The organism is Falsiroseomonas sp. CW058, from assembly GCF_050563535.1.
Lineage (GTDB): Bacteria > Pseudomonadota > Alphaproteobacteria > Acetobacterales > Acetobacteraceae > Falsiroseomonas.
Genome location: NZ_JBNXUO010000011.1, coordinates 21,512 through 44,505 on the forward strand (window position 1 = coordinate 21,512; position 22,994 = coordinate 44,505).

Here is a 22,994-nt window from a genome sequence, read left to right on the forward strand (position 1 = left end):
GCGGGGCGGGCCTGGCCGCCGCGCCTACCGCGCCTGCGCCGCGATGAAGCCCCCGCCCGCCACCATCAGCGTCGCCACCAGCACCCGCGCCGAGGCCTCGCCCTCGCCCGCCGCGATCAGCAGCAGGGTGGAGGCGACCGGCACCGCATAGGCCAGCGTGCCGAGCAGCCGCGGGTCGCCGCGCTTCATGCCGACATCCCACAGGAAGAAGGCCGCCCCGACCGGGCCGAGGCCGAGCCCCACCACCGCCAGCCATTCCCCCGCATCCGGCGCCACCGTCGCCTCGAAGGCCAGGTGCAGCACGGCGGCCAGCAGGGCGGTCGCCAGGCAGAAGCCCGCCACCGCCTCGGTCGGCACCTGCGCCAGTCGCGGCGTGCCGGAAGTGACCGAATAGACCGCCCAGACGACGGCGCAGCCCGCCGCCGCCAGGAAGCCCGGCACCGCTTCGGGCGGGAAGCGCGCGCCGGGCCCGACGATCAGCGCGCAGCCCGCGAAGCCGAGCGCGACCCCCGCCAGCCGCGCCGGGCCGAGCCGCAGCCCGCGGATCGGCGCCGAGAGCAGCACGATCAGCAGCGGCCAGAGATAGTTGATGAGGTTGACCTCCACCGCCGGCGCCAGGGCGAAGGCCAGGAAATACAGCGCGTGGTAGCCGAACAGCCCGCCGACCCCATGCGCCCAGGCCAGCGGCGGCTGCCGCAGCTTCGCCCCGTCCCCGCGCGCCAGCACCACCACGAGCCCCATCGCCCCCCCGATGGCGAAGCCCATCGCCGTCAGTTGCAGCGGCGGGATGTCGGCCGCGAGGCGGGAGAACAGCGCGAGGAAGGCCCAGAGCAGCAGCGCGCCGCCCCCGGCCAGGGTGGCGGGTGACATGGCCGGGGTGATAGCCGCCCCGGCCCGCGGCGCGAAGCCGGGCGGCGTCAGGCCTCGAATTGCGGGTCCAGCGGCACGCGCAGCGCCTCGGCCAGGCGGTTGGTCTCGGCGGCCATGCCGACCACCGCCAGCAGCTCGCCGTACTGCGCCTCCGTCATGCCGCGCGCCCGCGCCGCGGCGCCGTGGCTCGCGGTGCAATAGGCGCAGCCATTCGCCATCGACACCGCGAGGTACAGCATCTCCTTCACTAGCGGGTCGAGCGCGCCCGGCGCCATCACCGCGCTCAGGCTCTCCCAGGTGCGCCGCAGCGTCGGCGGGTGGACGGCGAGCGCCTTCCAGAAGTTGTTCACGTCCGGCACGCCGCGCGCCGCCTTGATGGCGTCGTAGACGGCGCGGACCTCGGGGCCCGCTTCGGCATGTTCGATGAGCTTCGGCACGGGTGTCCTCTCCCGGATGTCTGGCCCGATCCTGCCGCGCGTTCCGCCGGCCCCGCCAGTGGCCTAGCCTGCGGGGATGACCCCTGCCGCGCCGCGCGCCACCAACCCGCCGATCTGGCTGCTGGCCTGCGCGGCCTTCACCGTCGGCTGCGGGATGCGCCTGCTCGACCCGCTGCTGCCGATGCTGGCGCGGGAATTCGCGGTGGGGCTGGGCGAGGTCGCGCCGCTGATCGGCGGCTTCGCCATCGCCTACGGGCTCGGCCAGCTCGCCTCCGGGCCGCTCGGCGACCGCTTCGGCAAGCTGCGCGTCGCGGGGCTGGCGGTGATCCTCTATGCCGCGACGCTGCTGGCGGCGTCGCAGGCGCCGGGGCTCGGCGCGCTGCTCGGCATGCGGGTGCTGTCGGGGTTGGCGGCGGCGGCGGTGATCCCGCTGCTGATGGCCCATATCGCCGACACGGTTCCCTACGAGACGCGGCAGGGCGTGATCGGGCGCTTCCTGACGGGGATGGTGATGGCGCAGCTGCTGGCCGGCCCCGTCTCCGGCGCGGTGGGGGAACACTTCGGCTGGCGCGCGACCTTCCTGCTGCTCGGCGGGGCGGCGGCGCTGGTGGGGCTGGTCTTCGCCCTCCGGCTCGGCCCCGCGCTGTGGCGGGTGCCGGAGGGGCCGGCGCGGGGGGCCGGGATGCGCGGCTTCCTCCGCCTGTTCGACCGCGCGCCGCAGCGGCGGCTGATGCTGGCGGCGGGGCTGGACGGGATGCTGCTGTTCGGCGGCGCCCTCCCCTTCGTCGCCTCGCTGCTGATCGAAGGCTTCGGCCTGTCGGCGACGGAGGCGGGGCTGGCTGCGGCGGGCTTCGGCCTCGGCTCGCTCGTCTACACCCGCGCCGCGCCCGTCCTGGTGAAGCGGTACGGGGAGCGTGGGATGGTGCTGCGCGGCGGCGCCGGGCTGGCCGCCTGCCTCGCCGCCATCGGCCTGGCGCCGGCCTGGTGGGTGGCGGCTGCGGCGCAGGCGGCGGCGGGGCTGGTCTTCTTCATGTTCCACGGCGTGCTGCAGGCCCGCGCCACGGAAGCCGTGCCCGAGGCGCGCGGCACCGCGGTGGCGGGCTTCGCCATGGTGCTGTTCCTCGGCCAGAGCCTCGGCGCGGTGGTGTTCGGCGCGCTGATCGTCGGGGCCGGCTTCGGGGCCGCCTTCCTGGTCGCCGCGGCGGGCATCCTGGCCACCGCGCTCTGGGTGCGGGCCGCGGTCATCCCGCGGCGCTGAGCGCCTCGATCTCCGCCGCCACCGGCCCCTCGATCGCCGCTTCCAGCCCACGCAGCGCGGCGGCGCCGTCGCCGCCATCCATCACGCGGTGGTCGAAGGACAGGAAGGCCTCCACCTCCCCCGCCGCGCCGATCGGGCCGTAGGACAGGAAGCAGGGCAGCACGCTGACGCTGTCGATCACCGCGGCGCCGCGATGCCCGACGGCGGACACCGCGAAGGTGCCGCCATAGCGCAGCAGCGGCGCGCCGGCCGCGAGCGCCCAGCGCAGCATCAGCCGCCGCAGCGGCCAGGGCAGCCGCGCGAAGCGCAGCACGCGGCGATGCGTCTTCACCTCCGCCGCCGGTGCGTCCTTGGCGTGGCGCAGCGCGCGGGCAAGGTCGGGCAGCGGCCTCGCATGCGGTTCGGTGAAGCGGGCGAGGCCGAGCATCTGCCCCTCCGCCTCGGCGCGTTCCAGCACGATGCAGCCGATGGCGTGCGGCGCCTCGATCAGGTGGGGGCGGGGCAGGGTGGCGTGGATGCGGCGCAGCGCCGGCTGCGCCTCCGCCGCCAGCGCGAATCCCTTGGCGAAGATCACCGTCCAGGGGATGCGCGGGGCGGGCATGGCGGCCCGCGCAGCCTGCGCGCGCGGCAGGGCGAGCCGCGCCATCATCGCGCAGCGCGGCACGCGCAGCGACGCCCAGGACAGGTCCGCGACGGTCTGCCGCCCGGGCGAGAGCGGGACGCGCCGCGCCGTCATGCCCCCCGCCAGCCCGGCAGCCGCGCCAGCCGGTGCGCCGCCGCGGCGTTCAGCGCGCCGTCCGGCATCCGCCCCGCGGCCAGCGCCGCCACCTGGCGGACGGTGTCCATCGCCTGGTGTTCCGCCGCCTCCGGCGTCAGCCCGCCGACATGCGGCGTCGCCACCACATCGGGCCGGGCCGCCAGCGCGGGGTCGGGCCACTGGTCGGGCGCGGAGCCGACATCCATCGCCGCCGCCGCGACCTGCCCGGACTCGAGCGCGGCGGCCAGCGCCGCCTCGTCCACCAGCCCCCCGCGGGAGAGGTTCACCAGATGCGCGCCGCGCTTCATGCGCGCGAGCGTGCCGGCATTGATCAGGTGGCGCGTCGCCTCCGTCGCGACGGCCAGCGGCATCACCACGTCGCTCTCGGCCAGCAGGCGGTCGAGCGGCAGGGACTCCACCGGCGGCACGGGCGGCGCGAAGGGGTCGTGCGCGACCACGCGCATCCGCATCGCCAGCGCGATCTCCGCGATGCGGCGCGCGATGCGGCCATAGCCGATGAGGCCCAGCGTGCGGCCGGCAAGCTGGCGGCCCATGGCGGGCGCGGGGACGCGTCCGGCGTGGAAATCCGCCGCGTAGCGCGACACGCCGCGCGCCAGGTCCACCATCATCCCGATGGCAAGCTCCGCCACGCTGTCGACGAAGCCCGGCGTCGCCTGCGTCACCAGCACGCCCGCGGCGGAGGCGGCGGCGATGTCGACCGTGGAGACATCGACCGCGACGCGGTGGAAGGCGAGGAGGTCCGGCGCATGGGCGAAGGTCGCGGCGGTGCCGGGGGTGGCGCGGTCGGCGACGATGGCGGCGCAGCCGGCCGCGGCCTCGGCCAGCGCGCGGCCGGACAGCGGGGCGTCGCCCTCGTGCAGCACCACCTCGGCCACGGCGCGCAGCGCGGCGAGCGCGCGGCCGGGGTAGTAGTTGGCGCGCATCTCCGGCGTGTGACTCAGGAAGACCCGCAGCACCCTGTCTCGCCCCTTCCGGCGTGGTGGCGTAACCTATCGCCCATGGACGCGCCACGGACCATCCCCTTCACCGCCGGCACGGACCGGCCGCGCATCACGGTGCCGCCGGGGGCGGTGGACTGCCACCATCATGTCTACGACGCCGCCGCGCCGGTGGCGCCGGGCACGCGGCCGCACCCGGCGGCGACGCTGGCCGACCATGCCCGGCTGCTCGCGCGGCTCGGCGTGGGGCGGCATGTGCTGGTGCAGCCCTCCACCTACGGCTTCGACAACGCCCTGCACCTGGCGGCGCTGCGGGAAGCCGGGCCGGCGCGGGCGCGGATGGTGGCGGTGGTGCCGCCCGACGCGCCGGCCGCGACGCTGCGCGCGATGGGGGAGGCCGGCGTGGTCGGCGCCCGCGCCAACCTGGTGCAGGGCATCCCGCTCGGCCCCGCCGATGTCGCGCCGCTGGCGCGCCGGCTGGCGGAGGCAGGGTGGCACCTGCAGCTCTATGCCGCGCCGGACCTTCTCGCCTCCCTCGCCGATACGCTCCGCGACATCCCCTGCGACGTGGTGTTCGACCACTTCGCGCGCCTGCCGCTGCGGGGGTGGGACGCGCACCCTGCCTGGCGCGTTGTGGCGGGGCTGATGCAGGCCGGGCGCGGCTGGGTGAAGCTGTCCTCGCCCTATGCGCTCGACCAGCGCGACCCCTTCGCGGTGGCGCCGCTGGCGCGCGCGCTGGTGGCGCTGGCGCCGGAGCGTTGCGTCTGGGGCACCAACTGGCCCCACCCCAATGCCGAGACGGTGCCGGACGACGCCGCGCTGCTCGACGCGCTGGCGGACTGGGTGCCGGAGGAGGCGACGCGCCGCGCCATCCTGGTGGACAACCCCGCCCGGCTCTACCGCTTCACCCCGTAGCGAGCCGCGCCAGCAGCAGTCCGGCCAGCCCCGCCAGCATCGCGGGCAGCAGCGCCCCCCGGAAGGCCAGCCAGCCGAGACCGCCGGCCGCGAGCCCGGCCAGCCGCGCCGGCCAGGGCACGGTGGCCAGCAGCCCCGCCGGCATGGCGATGGCCAGCACCACGAAGGCCGACAGCGTCGCGACCGACACCGCCGCCGCCCAGGCGATGAAGGGATGGTCCGGCCGCAGCGCGCCGCCCAGCAGCAGCCCCGCCCCGCGCAGCCCGAGCCCCAGCGCCACGGTGAGCGCGAGCGCGAGATCCGCCCCACTCATCGCCGCCCCGCCAGGAAGGCCACCGTGCCCCCGACGATCCCCGCTGCCAGCAGCCCCCAGGCCGGGCCGAGCGGCAGGGCGAGCGGCGCGGCGGCGGCGCCGCCGACCACCGCCCCCCGCACCCCCGGCCGGCCGAGATCGGCCGCCAGCAGCAGCGCGAAATAGAGCGGGTTGGCGAAGAGCAGCGCCGCCCGCAGTCCAGGCGGCAGCAGCGGCGCCGCGAGGTGGCCGAAGGCGGTGGCCGCCAGCGCCCCGCCCCAGGACGCCAGCGCGAAGCCCAGGAACCAGCCGAGCCGCGCGCCTTCCGGCAGCGCCGGCAACCGGCGCATGCCTGCCGCCCAGGGGGTGATGGCGATGAAGGGCAGCGCCAGCAGCCGCCGCCACCCGCTTCCCAGCAGCGGGGCGATGGCGACCGACATCGGCAGGAAGCGCGCATTGGCCGCGGTGGCGGCCACCACGGCCGGCAGCACCGGCGCGGCAGGCAGTGCGGCAAGCTGCAGCAGCACCAGCTGCCCCGCCATGCCGTAGACGGTGGCCGAGCAGAGCAGCGCCCAGGCCAGCGGCAACCCGGCCTCGGCGACCGCCGCGCCGAAGGCGAGGAAGGTGGCGCCCATGGCCAGGGCCGGCGCGCCGAGCGCCTCGATGGCGCCGGCGCGGAGGGGGTGGGCGGTCAGCACGCCGGCATGGTGGCGCCGGCCACGCCGGAGGTCAGCCCCCCGGCGGCGACGCCACGATCCTTCCCCGCGGGGCGGGGAAGGGGGCGGGGATCAGGTCTCCTCCTCGCGGTCGCTCTCGACCTCGATCTCGGCGTCGAGCGTCTCGTCCGCGTCCTCCAGCTCCTCGGCGTCCTCGATCGCCTCGTCGCCCTCGGCCTCCTCGACCTCCACATCGGCGTCGGCATCCGCCTCGGCCGGGACGGCGCGCTTCTTCACCCGGTCGTCGGGCGGCGGGGCGGCGCGCTTCAGGCGCGGCTGCTCCGCCGGCTGCTCGGTGCCGCATTTGGGGCACACGGCCGGGGCGCGCGTCAGGTCGTAGAACTTGGTGCTGCAGGCGACGCAGACGCGCTTCAAACCGAGTTCGGGCTTCGCCATGGAAACGGGGTGCCTCGTGTCGAGCCCCGGCCGCGCGAAGGGGTTCCGCGCCGCAGGGCGAAAGGGGGTCCGCGCGATTGCCACTTCGCGCCCCCCATGTCAAACGCGCAGGCATGGATCACGCCGCCGCGACACGCCCCCTGGCCGCCTCCGCGCCGCCGAACCCGCTGTCGGGCGAGGTGACGGTGCCGGGCGACAAGTCGATCTCCCACCGCGCGCTGATGTTCGGCGCGCTCGCCGTGGGCACCACCACGATCAGCGGCCTGCTGGAAGGCGAGGACGTGCTGCGGACCGCGGCCGCCATGCGCGCGCTCGGCGCGCAGGTGCAGGACCTCGGCGGCGGCACCTGGCTGGTGGCGGGGCGCGGCATCGGCGGGCTGGTGGAGCCGGCGGACGTGCTGGACATGGGCAATTCCGGCACTGCCGCGCGGCTGCTCTGCGGGCTGCTGGCCGGGCACCCGATCTTCGCGGTGATGACCGGCGACGCCAGCCTGCGAAAGCGCCCGATGCGCCGCGTGACCGAACCGCTCTCCGCCACCGGCGCGCGCTTCGCCACCCGCGAAGGCGGGCGGCTGCCGCTGGCGGTGGAGGGTGCGGCGGACCCGCTGCCGCTCGACTACCGCGTGCCGGTGCCCTCGGCGCAGGTGAAGTCGGCCTGCCTGCTGGCCGGGCTCTGCGCCCGCGGCACCACCCGCGTGATCGAGCCGGAGGCGACGCGCGACCACACCGAGAACATGCTGCGCCATTTCGGCGCGACCGTCGGCGTGACGCCGGAAGGCGACGGCGTGGCCATCGAGCTTGCCGGCCAGCCGGAACTGGTGGCGGCGCCGGTGGTTGTGCCGGGCGATCCCTCCTCCGCCGCCTTCCCGGCGGTCGCCGCCCTGCTGGTCCCGGGCTCGGAGGTGACCATCCGCGGCGTGGGGATGAACCCCCTGCGGGCCGGGCTGTTCGCGACGCTGGCCGAGATGGGCGCCGACATCGTGGAGGCGAACCGGCGCGTCGAGGGCGGCGAGCCGGTGGCGGACCTGGTGGTGCGCGCCTCGTCGCTCACGGGCATCGAGGTGCCGGCCGCGCGCGCGCCTTCGATGATCGACGAATACCCCGTCCTCGCGGTGGCCGCCGCGGCGGCGCGCGGGGTCACGCGCATGCGCGGGCTGAAGGAACTGCGCGTGAAGGAGAGCGACCGCCTGGCCGCCACCGCCGCGCTGCTGGCCGCCAACGGCGTGCGGGTGGAGATCGAGGGCGACGACCTGGTGGTGCATGGCGCGGGCGGCCAGCCCGCCGGCGGCGGCCTGGTGGAGACCCACATGGACCACCGCATCGCGATGAGCGCGCTGGTGCTCGGCCTCGCTTCCCGCGCCGCGGTGCGGGTGGACGACAGCGCCTTCATCGAGACTTCCTTCCCCGGCTTCCCGGCGCTGATGAACCGGCTGGCGGGGGCCGAGGCGCTGCGCGCGCCGTGACGGGCGCGGGCGGGGGGGCGGCCGCGCCGCTCATCATCGCGGTGGACGGGCCGGCCGCGGCGGGCAAGGGCACGCTGGCGCGGCGGCTCGCGGCCGCGCTGGCGTTGCCCTATCTCGACACCGGGCTGCTCTACCGCGCCGTCGGGCGGCGGGTGCTGGACCGCGGCGCCGACCCGCGCGACGCGGCGGTGGCGGAAGCCGAGGCGCGGGCGCTGCTGCCCGCCGACCTCGACCGCCGCGACCTGCGCGGCCCGGCGCCGGACATGGCGGCATCCGCCGTGGCGGCGATCCCGGCGGTGCGCGCCGCGCTGCTCGACTGGCAACGCGACTTCGGGCGGCGGCACGGCGCGGTGATGGACGGGCGGGACATCGGCACGGTGGTCTTCCCCGACGCCGAGGTGAAGATCTTCGTCACCGCCTCGGCCGATGCGCGGGCGCGGCGCCGCTTCGAGGAGCTGCGCGGCCGCGGCGTCGCCGCCGACCCCGCGCAGGTCGAGGCGGAGCTGCGCGCGCGCGACGCGCAGGATGCCGGGCGCAGCGCGGCGCCGATGCGGCCGGCGGAGGATGCGGCGATCCTGGACACCACCGCGCTCGGCATCGAGGAAGCCTTCGCGGCGGCGCTGGCGCTGGTGCGGGCGCGGCTGGGGCGGGATTCCGCTTGACTCCATCCCTGCTCCGCGCGTAACGGCCTTCCAAACCGCAACCGGCGACGGGGCGCGGTGTCCGTGCATTTGCGGAAGGGGAAGACGGGAAGGGCGGGGGGCCGGAAGGCCGCGCCGGATCGCGTCAGGCCGCAGGGGCAGGGACCGGGATCGGCGGGCCGTCACTCCGCCCCCAGGCTTCGGGCCGCATCCGCTTCAGGGGAAGGGATCGGGCCAGGTCGTGCCTGCGGGGGCAGCCCCGCGGGGGCGCAATCCCGCATGCCCCATCCCGGGGCGGCACCTAGGAACACACAGCTCACATGGCAAGCGCCACCACCCTCGCGAGGCCGGATGCCGGCGAGGACTTTGCCGCCCTGCTCGACGCCACGCTCGGCGAGAACACCGGCTTCGCCGGCTCGGTCGTCACGGGCAAGGTCATCCGCCTCGATGACGACTTCGCCGTCGTCGATGTCGGCCTGAAGAGCGAGGGCCGCGTCCCGCTCAAGGAATTCGCCCCGCAGGGCCAGAAGCCGGAAGTGAAGCCCGGCGACGTCATCGAGCTCTTCGTCGAGCGCTACGAGGACCGCGACGGCTCCATCGTGCTCTCGCGCGAGAAGGCGCGGCGCGAGGAGGCCTGGACCAACCTCGAGAAGTCCTTCACCGCGCAGCAGCGCGTGAACGGCGTGATCTTCGGCCGCGTCAAGGGCGGCTTCACCGTCGACCTCGGCGGCGCGGTGGCCTTCCTGCCGGGCAGCCAGGTGGACATCCGCCCGGTGCGCGACGTGACGCCGCTGATGGGCAGCCCGCAGCCCTTCCAGATCCTCAAGATGGACCGCGCGCGCGGCAACATCGTGGTCTCCCGCCGGGCCGTGCTGGAGGAGACGCGCGCCGAACAGCGCAGCGAGCTGATCCAGGGCCTGAAGGAAGGCATGGTGCTCGACGGCGTGGTGAAGAACATCACCGACTACGGCGCCTTCGTGGACCTCGGCGGCGTGGACGGCCTGCTGCACGTCACCGACATCGCCTGGCGCCGCATCAACCACCCGTCCGAGGCGCTGACCATCGGCCAGCAGGTCAAGGTGCAGGTCATCCGCTTCAACCCGGAGACGCAGCGCATCAGCCTCGGCATGAAGCAGCTGATGGCCGATCCCTGGGACGGCGTCGCGGTCAAGTACCCGGTCGGCGGCCGCTTCAGCGGGCGCGTCACCAACATCACCGACTACGGCGCCTTCGTGGAGCTGGAGCCGGGGGTCGAGGGCCTGGTGCACGTCTCCGAGATGTCCTGGACGAAGAAGAACGTCCATCCCGGCAAGATCGTCGCGACCAGCCAGGAAGTCGACGTCGTCATCCTCGACGTGGACGGCCCGAAGCGCCGCATCTCGCTCGGCCTCAAGCAGGCGCAGGGCAACCCGTGGGAGGTCTTCGCCGAGGCCAACCCGCCGGGCGCCGTCATCGAGGGCGAGATCCGCAACATCACGGAGTTCGGGCTGTTCATCGGCCTCGGCCCCGACCTCGACGGCATGGTGCACATGTCCGACCTGTCCTGGGACCTCCCGGGGGAGCAGGCGATGGGCTCCTTCCGCAAGGGCGACACGGTCAAGGCGAAGGTGCTGGACGTCGATGTCGAGAAGGAGCGCATCTCGCTCGGCATCAAGCAGCTCCAGGCCGACCCGGCCGCCGAGGTGCTGGACCGCATCCGCAAGGGCGACGTGGTGACCTGCGTGGTGACCAAGGTCGAGGCGAACGGCATCGAGGTGAAGGTGGACGAGGTCCTGACCGGCTTCATTCGCCGCGCCGAGCTGGCGCGCGACCGCGTGGACCAGCGCCCCGACAAGTTCGCCGTCGGCGAGAAGGTCGATGCGAAGATCACCGCCGTGGACCGCGCCGGCCGCCGCCTCGCCCTGACCATCAAGGGCAAGGAAGTGGAGGAGGAGCGCCAGGCGATGCAGGAATACGGCAGCTCCGACAGCGGCGCCTCGCTCGGCGACATCCTGGGCGCGGCGATCCGCCGCCGCAACCAGTCCACGTCGGACGAGTGACGCGACCCCGCGGCGCCCCGGCGCCGCGGGCCACCCTCCGGGGATGACCAGCCCCGCCCCCGCCCGGCACCGCGCCGGACGGGGGCGGGGTTTCTTCATGCCGCCGCCGGCGTCAGGCGCGTCGCCCGGCCGCCATCAGGCGGCGTCGCGCAGTTCCGCGCGCGGGTGCAGCGCCAGCGCGTCCACGCCGTTGCCGGTGCCGGTGTCGAAGCGGGCCGCGACCTCCACCGCCCGCGCCGCATCCTGGCCGAGCGACATGGCCGCCAGCGCGAAGTCCCGGCCCGAGCCGATGGCGAAGAAGGGCTGCTCCACCTGCCAGCGCCCGTCGCGGCCATGGCACCAGCAGGTGCCGTCGGTGTCGATCTCCAGCACGGTCGCCCAGCGGTCGCTGTCCTGCGCAGCCGGGCGCGCCCCGCCGCGGTCCAGCCAGTCCAGCATCAGCGTGCCGACCCCGATGTCGCCCGAGAAGCCGAGCAGCCGGCCATCGGCGCAGCGCCGCACCTTGGTCAGCGCATAGGCCATGCCGCCCGCATTGCCGCGGCGGTCGCCCGCCAGAGTGGTGCCATCCCAGGCGATCGTCGTCATGGCGCGGGATCCTGCCGGAAAGCCTCTCCTATCCCTCACGCGGACGTGATGCACAACCTGAGGTGGTGCCTCGATCCCCCTCCCGAATGAGGGGCATGGCCGGCGCGGCCGCCGGGCCGCTTGCCGCGACCCCCACCCTGGGGGCAGCCTCGGCCCATGGCCGCCCCCGGACCCGTCCGCGTCAACCGCGCCCCCGTGCTGACCCTCTGGGCTGCGGTGGTGGCGGAACGGCTGGGCCACCCGTCCGACACCGCCTTCAGCCTGGCCAGCGCCGTGGCCGGCACCGCCGCCCGCGCCAAGGCCCGCCGGCTGGGCCTGGCGGAAGCAAGGCCGGAACACGCGCCGGCCTCCCCGCCCCGTCCCGCCGCGCCGCGGGGCCTGCATCTGCTCGGCCGCGAGATCCCGGTGGTGGCGGGGCCGGGGGGCGTGACGCTCGCCGCCGATTCCGAAGGGCGGCCCGCGCCGGCCGCGCCGGTGCGCGCCTATGTCGCGCGTGCCTTCGGCGCGCGGCTCGACGAGGTGAGGGAGGCGATGGAGGCGCTGGCGCGGTCGCTGCCGCCGGAGGAGCTCGACCGCACCGGCTTCCGCCTCTACGAGGCCTTCCGCCCGGAGGTGCCGGAGGGCACGCGCGGCTGGGGCGCGAAGGGGGAGCTGCGGCTGGACCGCATCCGCGACGCCGCCGGGGCCGGCGGCTGATCGACCACTCCGGCGGCCCCGCTTCCGCGAGACTAGGCGCTACCCCGCGCTGACCCGCACCACGTCGATCTTCAGCAGCCAGCCCAGCGCGCGATGCGCGCGCCAGGCGCGGGCAGGGGGCAGCGCCACGGTCAGCAGCGCCGCGCTGGCGGGCCCGGATTCCAGCTGCTCCAGCATCGCGCGCAACGTCTCCGCCCCCGGCAGCAGGTCCCGCCGCGGGGCGCCGCCGGTCAGCGCCGCGACCGCCATCGCGCGGCCGAGCGCGGCTTCCGCATCGCCGAGCCCCGGCGCAAGTACGAGCCGCGTCTCCGGCGTCAGCCGCCCCGTCGGGTAGTCGGCGAACAGCACGGAGGGATCGGGGCGGCGCGGCACGCGTTCCTCCCCCCGCAGCGGCGCCGCGCGTTCCCCGCGCGCATCGCGGCGCAGCGCGGCGAGGTCGGCCCAGAGCCCCCGGTGCAGCCCGATCACCGCTTCCCAGTCGAAGCGCCGCAGCGCCGCCGCCCGCGCGGCGCGGGACATGCGCGCGCGCAGCGCCGCATCGCCGATCAGCGCGGCGAAGGCCTGCGTGGCGGCCGCGACATCCACCGCGGTGAACTGCGCGACGCCGCCGATGAAGGCGTCGTAGCTGTCCTGGCCGCTCTCGTGCCGCTCCGCCAGGTCCGGCATCGGGCCGGCGAGCAGGGTCGGCACGCGGAAGCCGGTGATGCCGTGCTCCACCGTGTCCTTCAGCCCGTCCCAGTCGGTGCCGACCACCGGCAGCCCCGCCGCCAGCGCCTCCACCGGGGCAAGGCCGAAGCTCTCCTGCACGTTGTCCGACAGCAGGGTGAAGATGTCGGCCGCGGCGCGGATCGTGGTGCCGGTCTCCGGCCGCTCCACCAGACGGATGACGAGGTCGGGCGCAAGGGCGCGGGCCTGTTCGGCGAAGGCGCGGCGCTGCGTCCCGTCGGCGAACCAGCCCGACAGGATCAGCACCACCTTCGCACCCCCCGGCGCCGCCGCGCAGGCACGCGCCAGGCCGAGCAGCATCGGCAGCGGATGCGCCTTGGCGTGGAAGGACAGCCGCCCGTGGTGCAGCACCGCGACGTCGCCCTCGCTGATGCCGAGCCTCGCGCGCCATTCCGCCCGCACCGCCGGATCGGGCGCGAGCGCCGCGGCATCGACGCCGAGCGGGATGACCGGCAGCGCCGGCCCCTCGATGCGGGTGGCGCCCAGCCGGCGCCGCAGCCAGGCGCCTTCCGCCTCCAGCAGGCGGGTCACCGCGGCGCGCACGGCGGTGCTGGTGCAGACGATCGCGTCCCACGGCTCTACCGGCGCGGTCAGCGCCTCCGCGATGCTGTCCATCGCCCCGGCGGAGGCGACGGTGTGGGTGACGCCGACCAGCGAGAAGGCCGCCGCCCCGCCCAGCCGGCGCCGCCGCCAGGCGAAGGGGCCAAGCCCCGGCCCGGGCAGCAGCAGGCACCCGATCCCGCCCAGGCGTTGCAGATCCGCCTCGTCGATCGCCTCGGCCGGGACGCGCGCGCCGAGGGCTGCGGCATGGCGGCGGAAGGCCTCCGCATCGGCGTCGCCGCGGGTCAGCGCGACCAGCCGGTCGAAGCCCGAATGCCGCACCAGGCCGGCAAGGAAGCCCTCCCCCGCCGCGTGCCGGCCCATCAGCTTCGGGCGGGATGTGTCGTAGCCGTCGGGGGCGTAGAGCAGCGCGGCGCAGGGGGCAGGCATGCGGCGCAGGCTGATGGGGCGGGGCTGGCGCGTCAATCGCGGGCCGGGCCCGTTGCCGGGGGGGCCGCCGCGCGCTATCGCCGCCGGCCATGAACGCCGACCCTGCCATGGCCCCGGGCGCAGACGGCCCGCTTCCCGCCTATCGCGCCCGCGTCGCGGCCGGGAAGCTCGCGGCCGATCCCGCCCAGGCCCGCGCGGCGGAGGTGCTGCAGGACCTGTGGCGCCGCACCCGCGGCTACGACCCGCATCCCGAGGAGCCGGAGCAGGGCGGCTTCTTCGCGCGCTTCCTGCGCCGCAAGCCGGTCGCGCCGGAGGAGGCGCCGGCGGGCACGCCGATGGGCCTCTACCTCGTGGGCGAGGTGGGGCGCGGCAAGTCGATGCTGATGGACCTGTTCTTCGGCTGCGCCGAGGTGCCGCGGAAGAAGCGGCTGCACTTCCACCAGTTCATGCAGCAGGTCCATGCGCGCATCCACGCCTGGAAGAAGCAGCACGGCGACACCGCGGACCCGATCCCGCCGCTGGCCGACAGCATCACCGCCGAGGCCGCGCTGCTCTGCTTCGACGAGTTCCAGGTGCACGACATCGCCGATGCGATGATCCTGGGGCGGCTGTTCCAGGCGCTGTTCGCGCGCGGCACCGTGGTGGTGGCCACGTCGAACACCGCGCCCGACGACCTGTTCAGGGGGCGGCCCGGGCGCGACGCCTTCCTGCCCTTCATCGCGCTGATCAACCGGCGGCTCGACGTGCTGGTGCTGGATGCGGCGCGCGACTACCGGCGCGACCGCATCCGCGCGCTGCCGACCTGGCACGTCCCGGCCGACATGCGCGCCGAAGGGGCGCTGGACCGCGCCTTCGCCGAGCTGACCGGCGAAGCGGCGGGCGAGCCCGCGCGGCTGACGCTGCTCGGCCGTTCGCTCGATGTGCCGCAGGCGGCGCGCGGCGTCGCGCGCTTCGACTTCGACACGCTGTGCGGCCGCCCGCTCGGCCCCGCTGACTACCTGGCCATCGCGACGCATTTCCACACGCTGGTGCTGGACGGCGTGCCGCGCCTCGGCCCCGAGAACTTCGACAAGGCGCGACGCTTCATCACGCTGGTCGACGCGCTGTACGAGCACCGCGTGAAGCTGGTGGCGAGCGCGGCGGCGGTGCCGGACCAGTTGTACGAACGCGGCGAGAACGCGGCGATGTTCGAACGCACGGCGAGCCGGCTGAACGAGATGCAGGGACAGGAATGGCTCGCGCTCGAACACCTCACCTGAGGCGCGCGCCGCACGCTGCGCCGGGCGTGCGCCGCACGCTGCGCAGTTGGTTGCGACCCCGTACTTCATCCGGTTTCTGAAGATCGGTCGTTGACAGGGGCACCCCTGCTCCGTCTAGTGGAGGCGGGGAATGGATGCGGCACCGGTCCGGGCGCGGCATCCGTTGATAGGATTGGGGGATCTCGACGCATGCGGAACATCCTGCTTGCCCTGATTGCGTTCGCTTGCCTGGCGCCCGCCGCGGCCGATGCCGCGAGGCGCGACGAGCGTCCAGGACAGGCCGGCAGGACATCGCAGGTGGCGAAGGCGAACCCGGCGGCGAAGCCCGCGGACCGCCATGCCGCAGCCCCGCGCCAGGCCGCGCCGGCCGCGCGCCAGGCGGCACCGCGGCGCGCTGTCGCGCAGCGCGGCCCTGTGCGTGGCGCCGCGCGCCAGCAGGTGGCGACGGCGCGCCATGGCGATGTGCGCACGCAGCGGTCCGGCCTCGTCGTGCGCGGCGCCGCGGCGGCCACCATCTCCCGCGAATCGGCGGCGAGCTGCACGCGCCGCAACGGCCGCACCACCTGCGGCCAGCGCGACGGCGTGGCGGGCTGGCAGGCCGGGCTGCCGCCGGTGGACTACGCGCAGCAGAGCTGCCCCGCTGGCACCTTCGCCACCCTCGCGCGCGGGCACGACGACGTCGTGCGCTGCATGCCGATCTGACCCGGCCGCGGCGGCCCCCGCCGATGGCGGGGGGCAGCGGCCGCCGAATTTGTCCGGACAACACTTGCGCGCCGGCGCCCGGCGCGCGACCCTCCGCCCCGGTCCAGGCGGAGGGATGTCCATGTCCAGGCTCGACATCGGCGGCGATGCGCGCCGCGCGGTCGACGTGGTGAAGGCGGGCGGCGTCGTCGTCTTCCCGACCGAGGTCGGCTATGCCGGCGCGGGCGGCTGCGAGGCGGCGCTGACGCGCTTCTTCCGTGCCAAGGGGCGCGGCGCGCACAAGCGCAACGCCATGCTCGGCACGCTCGACCTGCACGAGGATGTCCACCTCCCCGATGCCCGCACGGACGAGATGATCCGCGCGCTGGTGCTGGACTACGACCTGCCGGTTTCCGCCATCGCGCCCTACCGGCCCGACCACCCGCTGCTGCGCGCGCTGGGCGAGCCGGCGCTGGCCGCGAGCACGGAAGGCGGCACGCTTGCCATCCTGATGAATGTCGGCCCGCTGGAGGCGGCGATGGCACGGCTTGCGGCGGAGGAAGGGCAGCCGCTGTTCGGCTCATCCGCCAATCTCACCGGCACCGGCACGAAGTTCCACCATGCCGAGCTGCAGCCGGAGATCCGCGCCTCGGCCGAGCTGGTGATCGAGTACGGGCTCGCGAAATACCACCGCTACCGCCGGTCCTCGACCATGATCGACTTCCGCCGGATGGAGGTGGTCCGCATCGGCGCCTGCTACGAGCTGATCTGCGACGTCCTGAAGCGCCATTTCGGGGTGGACCTGCCGCCCGACCCGGGGCTGGATGCGCTGCCGTCCGGCCATCTGCGGGAAGCGCAACGCGCCTACGCCTGACCGCCCGGCCGGCCCGAACATCACGCGAACATTCGGCGGCGGGCGGGGCGGGGCGGCGCGCCCCGCCTTGCCGATGCTGCGCCGCGGGAGTAATCACCCGCGCGGGCGGCCCGCCGCCCTTGAAATCCTGCCACGGCATCACACGCCCACCCCTCCGCAAGGTCAAGGACAGCGCATGGCCCGCAAGAAGATCGCCCTCGTCGGCGCCGGCAACATCGGCGGGACGCTCGCCCACCTGATCGGCCTCAAGGAACTGGGCGACGTCGTGCTGTTCGACGTCTTCCCGGGCGTCGCCGCGGGCAAGGCGCTCGACATCATGCAGTCCGGCCCGGTGGACGGGTTCGACAGCCACATGGTGGGCGCGGGCGACTACGCCGCCATCGCGGGCGCCGACGTGGTGATCGTCACCGCCGGCTTCCCGCGCATGCCGGGCATGACGCGCGACGACCTGCTGACCAAGAACGCCGGCGTGATCGGCCAGGTGGCGGAAGGCATCAAGACCTACGCCCCGAACGCCTTCGTCATCTGCATCACCAACCCGCTCGACGTCATGGTGTGGGTGCTGCAGCAGAAGTCGGGCCTGCCGCCGGAACGGGTGGTCGGCATGGCGGGCGTGCTGGACAGCGCGCGCTTCCGCCTGTTCCTCGCGCAGGAGTTCGGCGTCAGCGTGGAGGACGTGACCGCCTTCGTGCTCGGCGGCCACGGCGACACGATGGTGCCGCTGACGCGCTATTCGACCGTGGCCGGCATCCCGGTGCCCGACCTGGTGAAGATGGGCTGGACCACGCAGGAGAAGATCGACGCGATCGTGGCCCGCACCGCCAATGGCGGCGGCGAGATCGTGAAGCTGCTGGAGAAGGGCTCCGCCTTCTACGCGCCCGCGGCGTCCGCCATCGCGATGGCGGAAAGCTACCTGCTCGACAAGAAGCGGGTGCTGCCCTGCGCGGTGCTGCTCAACGGCCAGTACGGCCAGGACGACTTCTATGTCGGCGTGCCGGTGGTGATCGGCGCCGGCGGCGTGGAGCGCATCGTCGAGGTGCAGTTCACGCCCGAGGAGAAGGCCGCCTTCGACAAGTCCTGCGACGCGGTGAAGAAGCTGATCGCGGACTTCAAGAAGCTCGGCGTCTGAGCCTCCTGCACCCTCCGGGCGCGAAGGGGGGCCGCGGCCCCTCGGCCGCCCCCCCTGACCGGAGACCCGGATGAACATCCACGAATACCAGGCCAAGGAACTGCTGCGGCGCTACGGCGTCGCGGTGCTCGACGGGCATGTCGCCTGGACGGCCGAGGAGGCGGAGGCGGCGGCGCGGAAGCTGCCCGGCCCCGTCTATGTCGTGAAGTCGCAGATCCATGCCGGCGGCCGCGGCGCGGGCCGCTTCAAGGAAGACCCGAACGGCAAGGGCGGCGTGCGCGTCGTCAAGTCGGTCGAGGCGGTGCGCGAGGCGGCCGAGGCGATGCTCGGCAAGACGCTCGTCACGAAGCAGACCGGCGAGGCGGGCAAGACCGTCTCCCGCGTGTTCGTGGAGGCCGGCGCCGACATCAGGCGCGAGCTCTATCTCGGCCTGCTGGTGGATCGCGAGACGTCGCGCGTCGTCATCATGGCGTCCACCGAGGGCGGGATGGAGATCGAGGAGGTGGCGGCGAACCACCCCGAGAAGATCCTGAAGGTCGCGGTGGACCCCGCTTCCGGCATCTCCGGCTTCCATGCGCGCAAGCTCGCCTTCGGGCTCGGGCTGGAAGGCAGGCAGGTCACGGCCTTCACGAAGTTCGTCACCTCCCTTTACGGCGCCTTCCTCGAGCTCGACTGCGCGATCGTGGAGATCAACCCGCTGGTCGTCACCGGCGCGGGGGACATCGTGGCGCTGGATGCGAAGGTGTCCTTCGACGACAACGCGCTGTTCCGCCACAAGGACCTGGAAGCGCTGCGCGACGACAGCGAGATGGACCCGAAGGAGCTGGACGCCGTCCGCAACGACCTGAACTACGTCGCGCTGGACGGCGAGATCGGCTGCATGGTGAACGGCGCGGGCCTGGCGATGGCCACGATGGACATCATCAAGCTGTACGGCTCCTCGCCGGCGAACTTCCTCGATGTCGGCGGCACCGCGAACGCGGCGCGCGTGACGGAGGCGTTCCGGATCATCACCTCGGACGCCAACGTCAAGGCGATCCTGGTGAACATCTTCGGCGGCATCGCCAAGTGCGACATGATCGCCACCGGCATCGTGGAGGCGTCGAAGAACCTCTCCCTCAAGGTGCCGCTGGTGGTGCGCCTCGAAGGCACGAATGTCGACCTCGGCAAGAAGATCCTGGCCGAGAGCGGGCTTGCGATCATCGCGGCCGACAACCTCGCGGACGCCGCCCAGAAGGTGGTCGCCGCGGTGAAGAAGGGCTGACCCCGATGGCCGTTCTGGTCGACAAGAACACCCGCGTGATGACGCAGGGCTTCACCGGCGCGCAGGGCACCTTCCACGCCAGCCAGGGCATCGCCTACGGCTCGAACTACGTGGGCGGCACCACGCCGGGCAAGGGCGGCACGATGCACCCGGAGCTGAACCTGCCCGTGTTCAACACGGTGGCGGAATGCCGGGAGAGGACGGGCGCCGATGCCAGCGTCATCTACGTCCCCGCCCCCTTCGCGGCGGATGCCATCCTGGAGGCGATCGACGCCGAGGTCCCGCTGGTCATCTGCATCACGGAAGGCATCCCGGTGCTCGACATGGTGCGGGTGAAGCGGGCGCTCACGGGGTCGAAGTCGCGCCTGGTCGGGCCGAACTGCCCGGGCGTCATCACGCCCGAGGCCTGCAAGATCGGCATCATGCCCGGCCACATCCACCGCCGCGGCTCGGTCGGCATCGTGTCCCGGTCCGGCACGCTGACCTACGAGGCGGTGGCCCAGACCACCGCCGCCGGCCTCGGCCAGTCCAGCTGCGTCGGCATCGGCGGCGACCCGGTGAAGGGCATGGACTTCATCGACGTGCTGGAGCTGTTCCTGAAGGACGACGAGACGAAGTCGATCATCATGATCGGCGAGATCGGCGGCCAGTCCGAGGTGGACGGGGCGGAATTCCTGCGGCGCGAGAATTTCGGCCCGGGCAAGCCGAACAAGCCGGTCGTCGGCTTCATCGCCGGCGCCACCGCCCCCCCCGGGCGGCGGATGGGCCATGCCGGCGCGGTCATCTCGGGCGGCAAGGACACCGCCGCGGCCAAGATGGAGGCGATGCGCGAAGCCGGGATCCAGGTGGCGGACAGCCCCTCGGCACTCGGCTCCACCATGGTGAAGGCGCTCGGACGTTAAGTGTCCGTAAGGGCGCAGGGCGGACCCTCCGCGCCCGCGGGGCGGGGGGTCTGCCGCAATCCCGCCCTTCGGCCTATGTAGTGGCCTGACGCCGCCCCCGGCCCCGCTTCCCCGCGCAGCGTCCTGCGCGGGGTGGGGAAGGGGGCGGTCCTGCATCCGGCGGGCACCGCGCCCGCCGACCCGATCGAAGAAGGTGGCGGCCAGGCCAACGGGGCCGCCCTGGAGGACCTGATGGCCGGAGTGGACATCCTCGCCAGCGCGATGTCGGGGGCGAATGCCGCCTTCCTCGCCGATCTCTACGCCCGCTGGGCGGAGAAGCCGGACAGCGTCGATCCCTCCTTCGCCGAGCTGTTCGGCGCGCTGAACGACGAGGCGCGGGCGGTGCTGACGGATGCCGTCGGCGCCAGCTGGGCGCCGCGTCCGCGCGGCAAGTTCGGCCCCGACCCCGAGCCGCCGCCGGCCCCGAGGAAGGATGCGAAGGGCGCCGCGGCGCCCGCCGCCCCGCGCGCCGACACGGTGGACAAGGCGGCGGCGCAGCGCGCCGTGCTGGATTCGATCCGGGCGCTGATGCTGATCCGCAGCTACCGCGTGCGCGGCCACCTGGAAGCGCGGCTCGACCCGCTCGGCCTGCAGGTGCCGAACCCGCATCCCGAGCTGGACCCCAAGACCTACGGCTTCACCGAAGCCGACATGGACCGGCCCATCTTCCTCGACATGGTGCTGGGCAAGGAACACGCGACGCTGCGTGAGATCCTGGCGATCTGCCGCGCCAGCTACTGCGGCCCGATCGGGGTCGAGTTCATGCACATCCAGGACCCCGACCAGAAGTCCTGGGTGCAGCGCCGGATCGAGGGCGCGCCCTGGCTGCGCGGCTTCGACGGCGCGTCGAAGCGCCAGATCCTGCGCCAGCTGACCGAGGCCGAGGGGTTCGAGGCCTTCTGCGCGCGCAAATACGCCACCACCAAGCGCTTCGGGCTCGAAGGCGGCGAGACGACGATCCCCGCCATCCAGTCCGCGATCGAGGTCGCGGCGGCGGGCGGCGTGAACGAGATCACCATCGGCATGGCCCATCGCGGCCGGCTGAACGTGCTCGTCAACGTCGTGAAGAAGCCCTACACGGCGGTCTTCAGCGAATTCAAGGGCGTCTCCGCCCACCCCGAGGACGTGCAGGGCTCGGGCGACGTGAAGTACCACCTCGGCACCTCGACCGACATCGAGATCGCGGGGCGGATGGTCCATCTCTCGCTCCAGCCGAACCCGTCGCACCTGGAAGCGGTGGACCCGGTGGTGGCGGGCAAGGTGCGGGCGCGCCAGGACATGGCGGGCGACACGAAGCAGCGCCGGTCCGTCATGGGCATCATGCTGCACGGCGACGCCGCCTTCGCCGGCCAGGGCGTAGTGTACGAGACGCTGGCGATGAGCCAGCTGATCGGCTACCGCACCGGCGGGACGATCCACATCGTCACCAACAACCAGATCGGCTTCACCACCGTCTCCTCGCACGCCTATTCGGGGCTGTACTGCACCGACGTCGCGAAGAGCATCCAGGTGCCGATCCTGCACGTGAACGGCGACGACCCGGAAGCGGTGGTGTTCTGCGCCCGCATGGCTGCGGAATTCCGCATGCAGTTCGGCGCCGACGTGGTGCTCGACATCGTCTGCTACCGCCGCCACGGCCACAACGAGACGGACGAGCCGGCCTTCACCCAGCCGATCATGTACGGCCGCATCAAGGAGATGCGGACCACCCGCACGCTCTACGCCGAGAAGCTGGCGGCCGAGGGCAGCGTCCCGGCCGAGGAATCGAAGGCCGTGCTGGATGCCTTCAACGCCACGCTGGAGGACGCCTTCCAGGCCGCGAACGGCTTCAAGCCGAACAAGGCGGACTGGCTGGAAGGCCACTGGTCCGGTCTCAAGGCCGTCACCACCGGCGAGGAAGTGGAGCGCCTGCACGAGACGGCGGTCGGGCTCGACACGCTGCGCGAGGTCGGCGCGGCGCTGGCGCGCGTGCCGGCGGGCTTCGGCGTGAACCCGAAGATCGCGCGCCAGCTCGACGCCAAGAAGCAGGCGATCGAGACGGGCGAGGGCATCGACTGGGCGACCGGCGAGGCGCTGGCCTTCGGCACGCTGCTGCTGGAAGGCCACCGCGTGCGCCTTTCGGGCGAGGACGTGCAGCGCGGCACCTTCAGCCACCGCCACGCCTACCTGATCGACCAGGCGACGCAGGCCGAATACGTGCCTCTGAACAACATCCGCGCCGGCCAGCCGCGCTTCGAGGCGTTCAACAGCCTGCTGTCGGAATTCGGCGTGCTCGGCTTCGAATACGGCTACAGCCTGGCGGACCCGCGCACCCTGGTCCTGTGGGAGGCGCAGTTCGGCGACTTCGCGAACGGCGCGCAGGTCATCATCGACCAGTTCATCGCGAGCGCCGAGACGAAGTGGCTGCGCATGTCGGGGCTGGTGATGCTGCTGCCGCATGGCTACGAGGGCCAGGGGCCGGAGCATTCCTCCGCGCGGCTGGAACGCTACCTGCAGCTCTGCGCCGAGCGGAACATGCGGGTGGGCAACCTGACCACGCCCGCCAACTACTTCCACGCGCTGCGCCGCCAGCTGAAGGCGAACTACCGCAAGCCGCTGGTGCTGATGACGCCGAAGTCCCTGCTGCGCCACAAGCTGGCCGTCAGCAGCCTGGCCGACTTCGCGCCGGGCAGCGGCTTCCAGTACGTGATCCCGGAGGTCGACGCCCTCGCACCCGCCGACCAGGTGAAGCGCGTCGTGCTCTGCACCGGCAAGATCTACTACGACCTGCTGCAGGAACGCCGCGACAAGGGCGTGAAGGACGTGGCGATCGTGCGTGTGGAGCAGCTGTATCCCTTCCCGCAGGCCAGCCTCGGCAAGGCGCTCGCGCCCTACGCCAACGCCGAGGTCGTGTGGTGCCAGGAGGAGCCCGAGAACATGGGCGCCTGGACCTTCGTCGACCGCAGGATCGAGCGCGTGCTGGGCGGGCTCGACGGCAAGGCGAAGCGGCCGGTCTATGTCGGGCGCGAGGAGGCGGCGAGCCCCGCCACCGGCCTCGCCCGCACCCACCAGCAGCAGCAGGAGACGTTGGTGCGCCAGGCGCTTCGGCTCGCCTGAACACGCAACG

Annotated in this window: 22 protein-coding genes; 13 read left to right on the forward strand and 9 right to left on the reverse strand. The window is 73.9% G+C overall.

The window, feature by feature from the left end:
• Window positions 1-24 precede the first annotated feature (24 nt).
• Window positions 25-870 carry an aromatic amino acid exporter YddG gene (gene yddG / locus ACK8OX_RS11010; protein WP_430664105.1) on the reverse strand — a complete coding sequence of 282 codons (846 nt, stop codon included), beginning with the start codon at window positions 868-870 and terminating at the stop codon, window positions 25-27.
• 47 nt (window positions 871-917) lie between these two features.
• On the reverse strand, window positions 918-1,307 hold the full coding sequence (locus tag ACK8OX_RS11015; RefSeq protein ID WP_430664106.1) for a carboxymuconolactone decarboxylase family protein: 390 nt from the start codon (window positions 1,305-1,307) through the stop codon (window positions 918-920).
• Between the two features lie 76 nt (window positions 1,308-1,383).
• Here ACK8OX_RS11015 and ACK8OX_RS11020 point away from each other — a divergent pair, with 76 nt between their 5' ends.
• Complete coding sequence (locus ACK8OX_RS11020) at window positions 1,384-2,565, forward strand: MFS transporter (protein WP_430664107.1); 1,182 nt, start codon at window positions 1,384-1,386, stop codon at window positions 2,563-2,565.
• Here the strand turns inward: ACK8OX_RS11020 and ACK8OX_RS11025 are convergent.
• On the reverse strand, window positions 2,549-3,301 hold the full coding sequence (locus ACK8OX_RS11025; RefSeq protein ID WP_430664108.1) for a hypothetical protein: 753 nt from the start codon (window positions 3,299-3,301) through the stop codon (window positions 2,549-2,551). The two genes, ACK8OX_RS11020 and ACK8OX_RS11025, sit on opposite strands and share 17 nt — an antisense overlap.
• Window positions 3,298-4,299: an NAD(P)-dependent oxidoreductase gene (locus tag ACK8OX_RS11030; RefSeq protein ID WP_430664110.1), complete on the reverse strand. Its 1,002-nt coding sequence runs from the start codon at window positions 4,297-4,299 to the stop codon at window positions 3,298-3,300. Before ACK8OX_RS11030 ends, ACK8OX_RS11025 begins: the two co-directional genes overlap by 4 nt.
• Before the next feature lie 42 nt (window positions 4,300-4,341).
• Here ACK8OX_RS11030 and ACK8OX_RS11035 point away from each other — a divergent pair, with 42 nt between their 5' ends.
• Window positions 4,342-5,196: an amidohydrolase family protein gene (locus ACK8OX_RS11035; RefSeq protein ID WP_430664111.1), complete on the forward strand. Its 855-nt coding sequence runs from the start codon at window positions 4,342-4,344 to the stop codon at window positions 5,194-5,196.
• Here ACK8OX_RS11035 and ACK8OX_RS11040 read toward each other — a convergent pair.
• The 3 genes from ACK8OX_RS11040 to ACK8OX_RS11050 all read right to left on the reverse strand — a co-directional run bounded on the left by ACK8OX_RS11040 (window position 5,186) and on the right by ACK8OX_RS11050 (window position 6,600).
• Window positions 5,186-5,509 (reverse strand): hypothetical protein, encoded by a 324-nt coding sequence (locus ACK8OX_RS11040; RefSeq protein ID WP_430664112.1) that lies wholly within the window; start codon window positions 5,507-5,509, stop codon window positions 5,186-5,188. The two genes, ACK8OX_RS11035 and ACK8OX_RS11040, sit on opposite strands and share 11 nt — an antisense overlap.
• Window positions 5,506-6,186 carry an AzlC family ABC transporter permease gene (locus tag ACK8OX_RS11045; RefSeq protein ID WP_430664113.1) on the reverse strand — a complete coding sequence of 227 codons (681 nt, stop codon included), beginning with the start codon at window positions 6,184-6,186 and terminating at the stop codon, window positions 5,506-5,508. The genes ACK8OX_RS11040 and ACK8OX_RS11045 overlap by 4 nt, the downstream gene beginning before the upstream one ends.
• A gap of 90 nt (window positions 6,187-6,276) precedes the next feature.
• Window positions 6,277-6,600, reverse strand: coding sequence for a TIGR02300 family protein (locus tag ACK8OX_RS11050; protein WP_430664114.1), 324 nt, complete (start codon window positions 6,598-6,600; stop codon window positions 6,277-6,279).
• A 113-nt stretch (window positions 6,601-6,713) separates the two neighbouring features.
• On the opposite strand from ACK8OX_RS11050, the gene aroA reads away from it, so the two are divergent.
• From aroA to rpsA, 3 genes are all read left to right on the forward strand, one after another.
• Window positions 6,714-8,063, forward strand: a complete 1,350-nt coding sequence (gene aroA / locus ACK8OX_RS11055; RefSeq protein ID WP_430664115.1) for a 3-phosphoshikimate 1-carboxyvinyltransferase — start codon at window positions 6,714-6,716, stop codon at window positions 8,061-8,063.
• Window positions 8,060-8,725, forward strand: coding sequence for a (d)CMP kinase (cmk, locus tag ACK8OX_RS11060; RefSeq protein ID WP_430664116.1), 666 nt, complete (start codon window positions 8,060-8,062; stop codon window positions 8,723-8,725). Before aroA ends, cmk begins: the two co-directional genes overlap by 4 nt.
• Window positions 8,726-9,024: 299 nt before the next feature.
• Complete coding sequence (gene rpsA / locus ACK8OX_RS11065; protein WP_430664118.1) at window positions 9,025-10,743, forward strand: 30S ribosomal protein S1; 1,719 nt, start codon at window positions 9,025-9,027, stop codon at window positions 10,741-10,743.
• A 135-nt stretch (window positions 10,744-10,878) separates the two neighbouring features.
• On the opposite strand, the gene ACK8OX_RS11070 is transcribed toward rpsA, so the two are convergent.
• On the reverse strand, window positions 10,879-11,328 hold the full coding sequence (locus ACK8OX_RS11070) for a hypothetical protein (RefSeq protein ID WP_430664119.1): 450 nt from the start codon (window positions 11,326-11,328) through the stop codon (window positions 10,879-10,881).
• Between the two features lie 156 nt (window positions 11,329-11,484).
• Between ACK8OX_RS11070 and ACK8OX_RS11075 the strand changes: the two genes are divergently transcribed.
• Window positions 11,485-12,024, forward strand: coding sequence for a hypothetical protein (locus tag ACK8OX_RS11075; RefSeq protein WP_430664120.1), 540 nt, complete (start codon window positions 11,485-11,487; stop codon window positions 12,022-12,024).
• A 39-nt stretch (window positions 12,025-12,063) separates the two neighbouring features.
• Here the strand turns inward: ACK8OX_RS11075 and ACK8OX_RS11080 are convergent, their stop codons facing one another.
• Window positions 12,064-13,740 (reverse strand): glycosyltransferase, encoded by a 1,677-nt coding sequence (locus tag ACK8OX_RS11080; RefSeq protein ID WP_430664122.1) that lies wholly within the window; start codon window positions 13,738-13,740, stop codon window positions 12,064-12,066.
• Window positions 13,741-13,829: 89 nt separating this feature from the next.
• Between ACK8OX_RS11080 and zapE the strand changes: the two genes are divergently transcribed.
• The 7 genes from zapE (at window position 13,830) to ACK8OX_RS11115 (ending at window position 22,984) form a co-directional block, all read left to right on the forward strand.
• Window positions 13,830-14,999: a cell division protein ZapE gene (gene zapE / locus ACK8OX_RS11085; RefSeq protein ID WP_430664123.1), complete on the forward strand. Its 1,170-nt coding sequence runs from the start codon at window positions 13,830-13,832 to the stop codon at window positions 14,997-14,999.
• 297 nt (window positions 15,000-15,296) lie between these two features.
• Entirely contained in the window at window positions 15,297-15,701 is a 405-nt protein-coding gene (locus tag ACK8OX_RS11090; protein WP_430664124.1) for a hypothetical protein, read from the forward strand.
• A gap of 121 nt (window positions 15,702-15,822) precedes the next feature.
• The gene (locus tag ACK8OX_RS11095; RefSeq protein WP_430664125.1) at window positions 15,823-16,554 is read left to right on the forward strand and encodes an L-threonylcarbamoyladenylate synthase; all 732 of its coding nucleotides are present in this window, start codon (window positions 15,823-15,825) and stop codon (window positions 16,552-16,554) included.
• 175 nt (window positions 16,555-16,729) lie between these two features.
• Window positions 16,730-17,683, forward strand: coding sequence for a malate dehydrogenase (gene mdh / locus ACK8OX_RS11100; protein ID WP_430664127.1), 954 nt, complete (start codon window positions 16,730-16,732; stop codon window positions 17,681-17,683).
• A gap of 70 nt (window positions 17,684-17,753) precedes the next feature.
• Entirely contained in the window at window positions 17,754-18,947 is a 1,194-nt protein-coding gene (gene sucC, locus ACK8OX_RS11105) for an ADP-forming succinate--CoA ligase subunit beta (RefSeq protein ID WP_430664129.1), read from the forward strand.
• Window positions 18,948-18,952: 5 nt separating this feature from the next.
• Complete coding sequence (gene sucD / locus ACK8OX_RS11110; RefSeq protein WP_430664131.1) at window positions 18,953-19,849, forward strand: succinate--CoA ligase subunit alpha; 897 nt, start codon at window positions 18,953-18,955, stop codon at window positions 19,847-19,849.
• Window positions 19,850-20,080: 231 nt separating this feature from the next.
• A complete protein-coding gene (locus ACK8OX_RS11115; RefSeq protein WP_430664133.1) occupies window positions 20,081-22,984 on the forward strand; it encodes a 2-oxoglutarate dehydrogenase E1 component in 2,904 nt (967 codons plus the stop codon).
• The last annotated feature ends 10 nt before the right edge of the window (window positions 22,985-22,994 follow it).

Coding starts and splice junctions, on each gene's coding strand:
- yddG (WP_430664105.1), bottom strand. CDS start 870: ATGTCACCCGCCACCCTGGCCGGGGGCGGCGCGCTGCTGCTCTGGGCC.
- ACK8OX_RS11020 (WP_430664107.1), top strand. CDS start 1,384: ATGACCCCTGCCGCGCCGCGCGCCACCAACCCGCCGATCTGGCTGCTG.
- ACK8OX_RS11025 (WP_430664108.1), bottom strand. CDS start 3,301: ATGACGGCGCGGCGCGTCCCGCTCTCGCCCGGGCGGCAGACCGTCGCG.
- ACK8OX_RS11035 (WP_430664111.1), top strand. CDS start 4,342: ATGGACGCGCCACGGACCATCCCCTTCACCGCCGGCACGGACCGGCCG.
- ACK8OX_RS11040 (WP_430664112.1), bottom strand. CDS start 5,509: ATGAGTGGGGCGGATCTCGCGCTCGCGCTCACCGTGGCGCTGGGGCTC.
- ACK8OX_RS11050 (WP_430664114.1), bottom strand. CDS start 6,600: ATGGCGAAGCCCGAACTCGGTTTGAAGCGCGTCTGCGTCGCCTGCAGC.
- aroA (WP_430664115.1), top strand. CDS start 6,714: ATGGATCACGCCGCCGCGACACGCCCCCTGGCCGCCTCCGCGCCGCCG.
- rpsA (WP_430664118.1), top strand. CDS start 9,025: ATGGCAAGCGCCACCACCCTCGCGAGGCCGGATGCCGGCGAGGACTTT.
- ACK8OX_RS11070 (WP_430664119.1), bottom strand. CDS start 11,328: ATGACGACGATCGCCTGGGATGGCACCACTCTGGCGGGCGACCGCCGC.
- ACK8OX_RS11075 (WP_430664120.1), top strand. CDS start 11,485: ATGGCCGCCCCCGGACCCGTCCGCGTCAACCGCGCCCCCGTGCTGACC.
- ACK8OX_RS11080 (WP_430664122.1), bottom strand. CDS start 13,740: ATGCCTGCCCCCTGCGCCGCGCTGCTCTACGCCCCCGACGGCTACGAC.
- zapE (WP_430664123.1), top strand. CDS start 13,830: ATGAACGCCGACCCTGCCATGGCCCCGGGCGCAGACGGCCCGCTTCCC.
- ACK8OX_RS11095 (WP_430664125.1), top strand. CDS start 15,823: ATGTCCAGGCTCGACATCGGCGGCGATGCGCGCCGCGCGGTCGACGTG.
- mdh (WP_430664127.1), top strand. CDS start 16,730: ATGGCCCGCAAGAAGATCGCCCTCGTCGGCGCCGGCAACATCGGCGGG.
- sucC (WP_430664129.1), top strand. CDS start 17,754: ATGAACATCCACGAATACCAGGCCAAGGAACTGCTGCGGCGCTACGGC.
- sucD (WP_430664131.1), top strand. CDS start 18,953: ATGGCCGTTCTGGTCGACAAGAACACCCGCGTGATGACGCAGGGCTTC.
- ACK8OX_RS11115 (WP_430664133.1), top strand. CDS start 20,081: ATGGCCGGAGTGGACATCCTCGCCAGCGCGATGTCGGGGGCGAATGCC.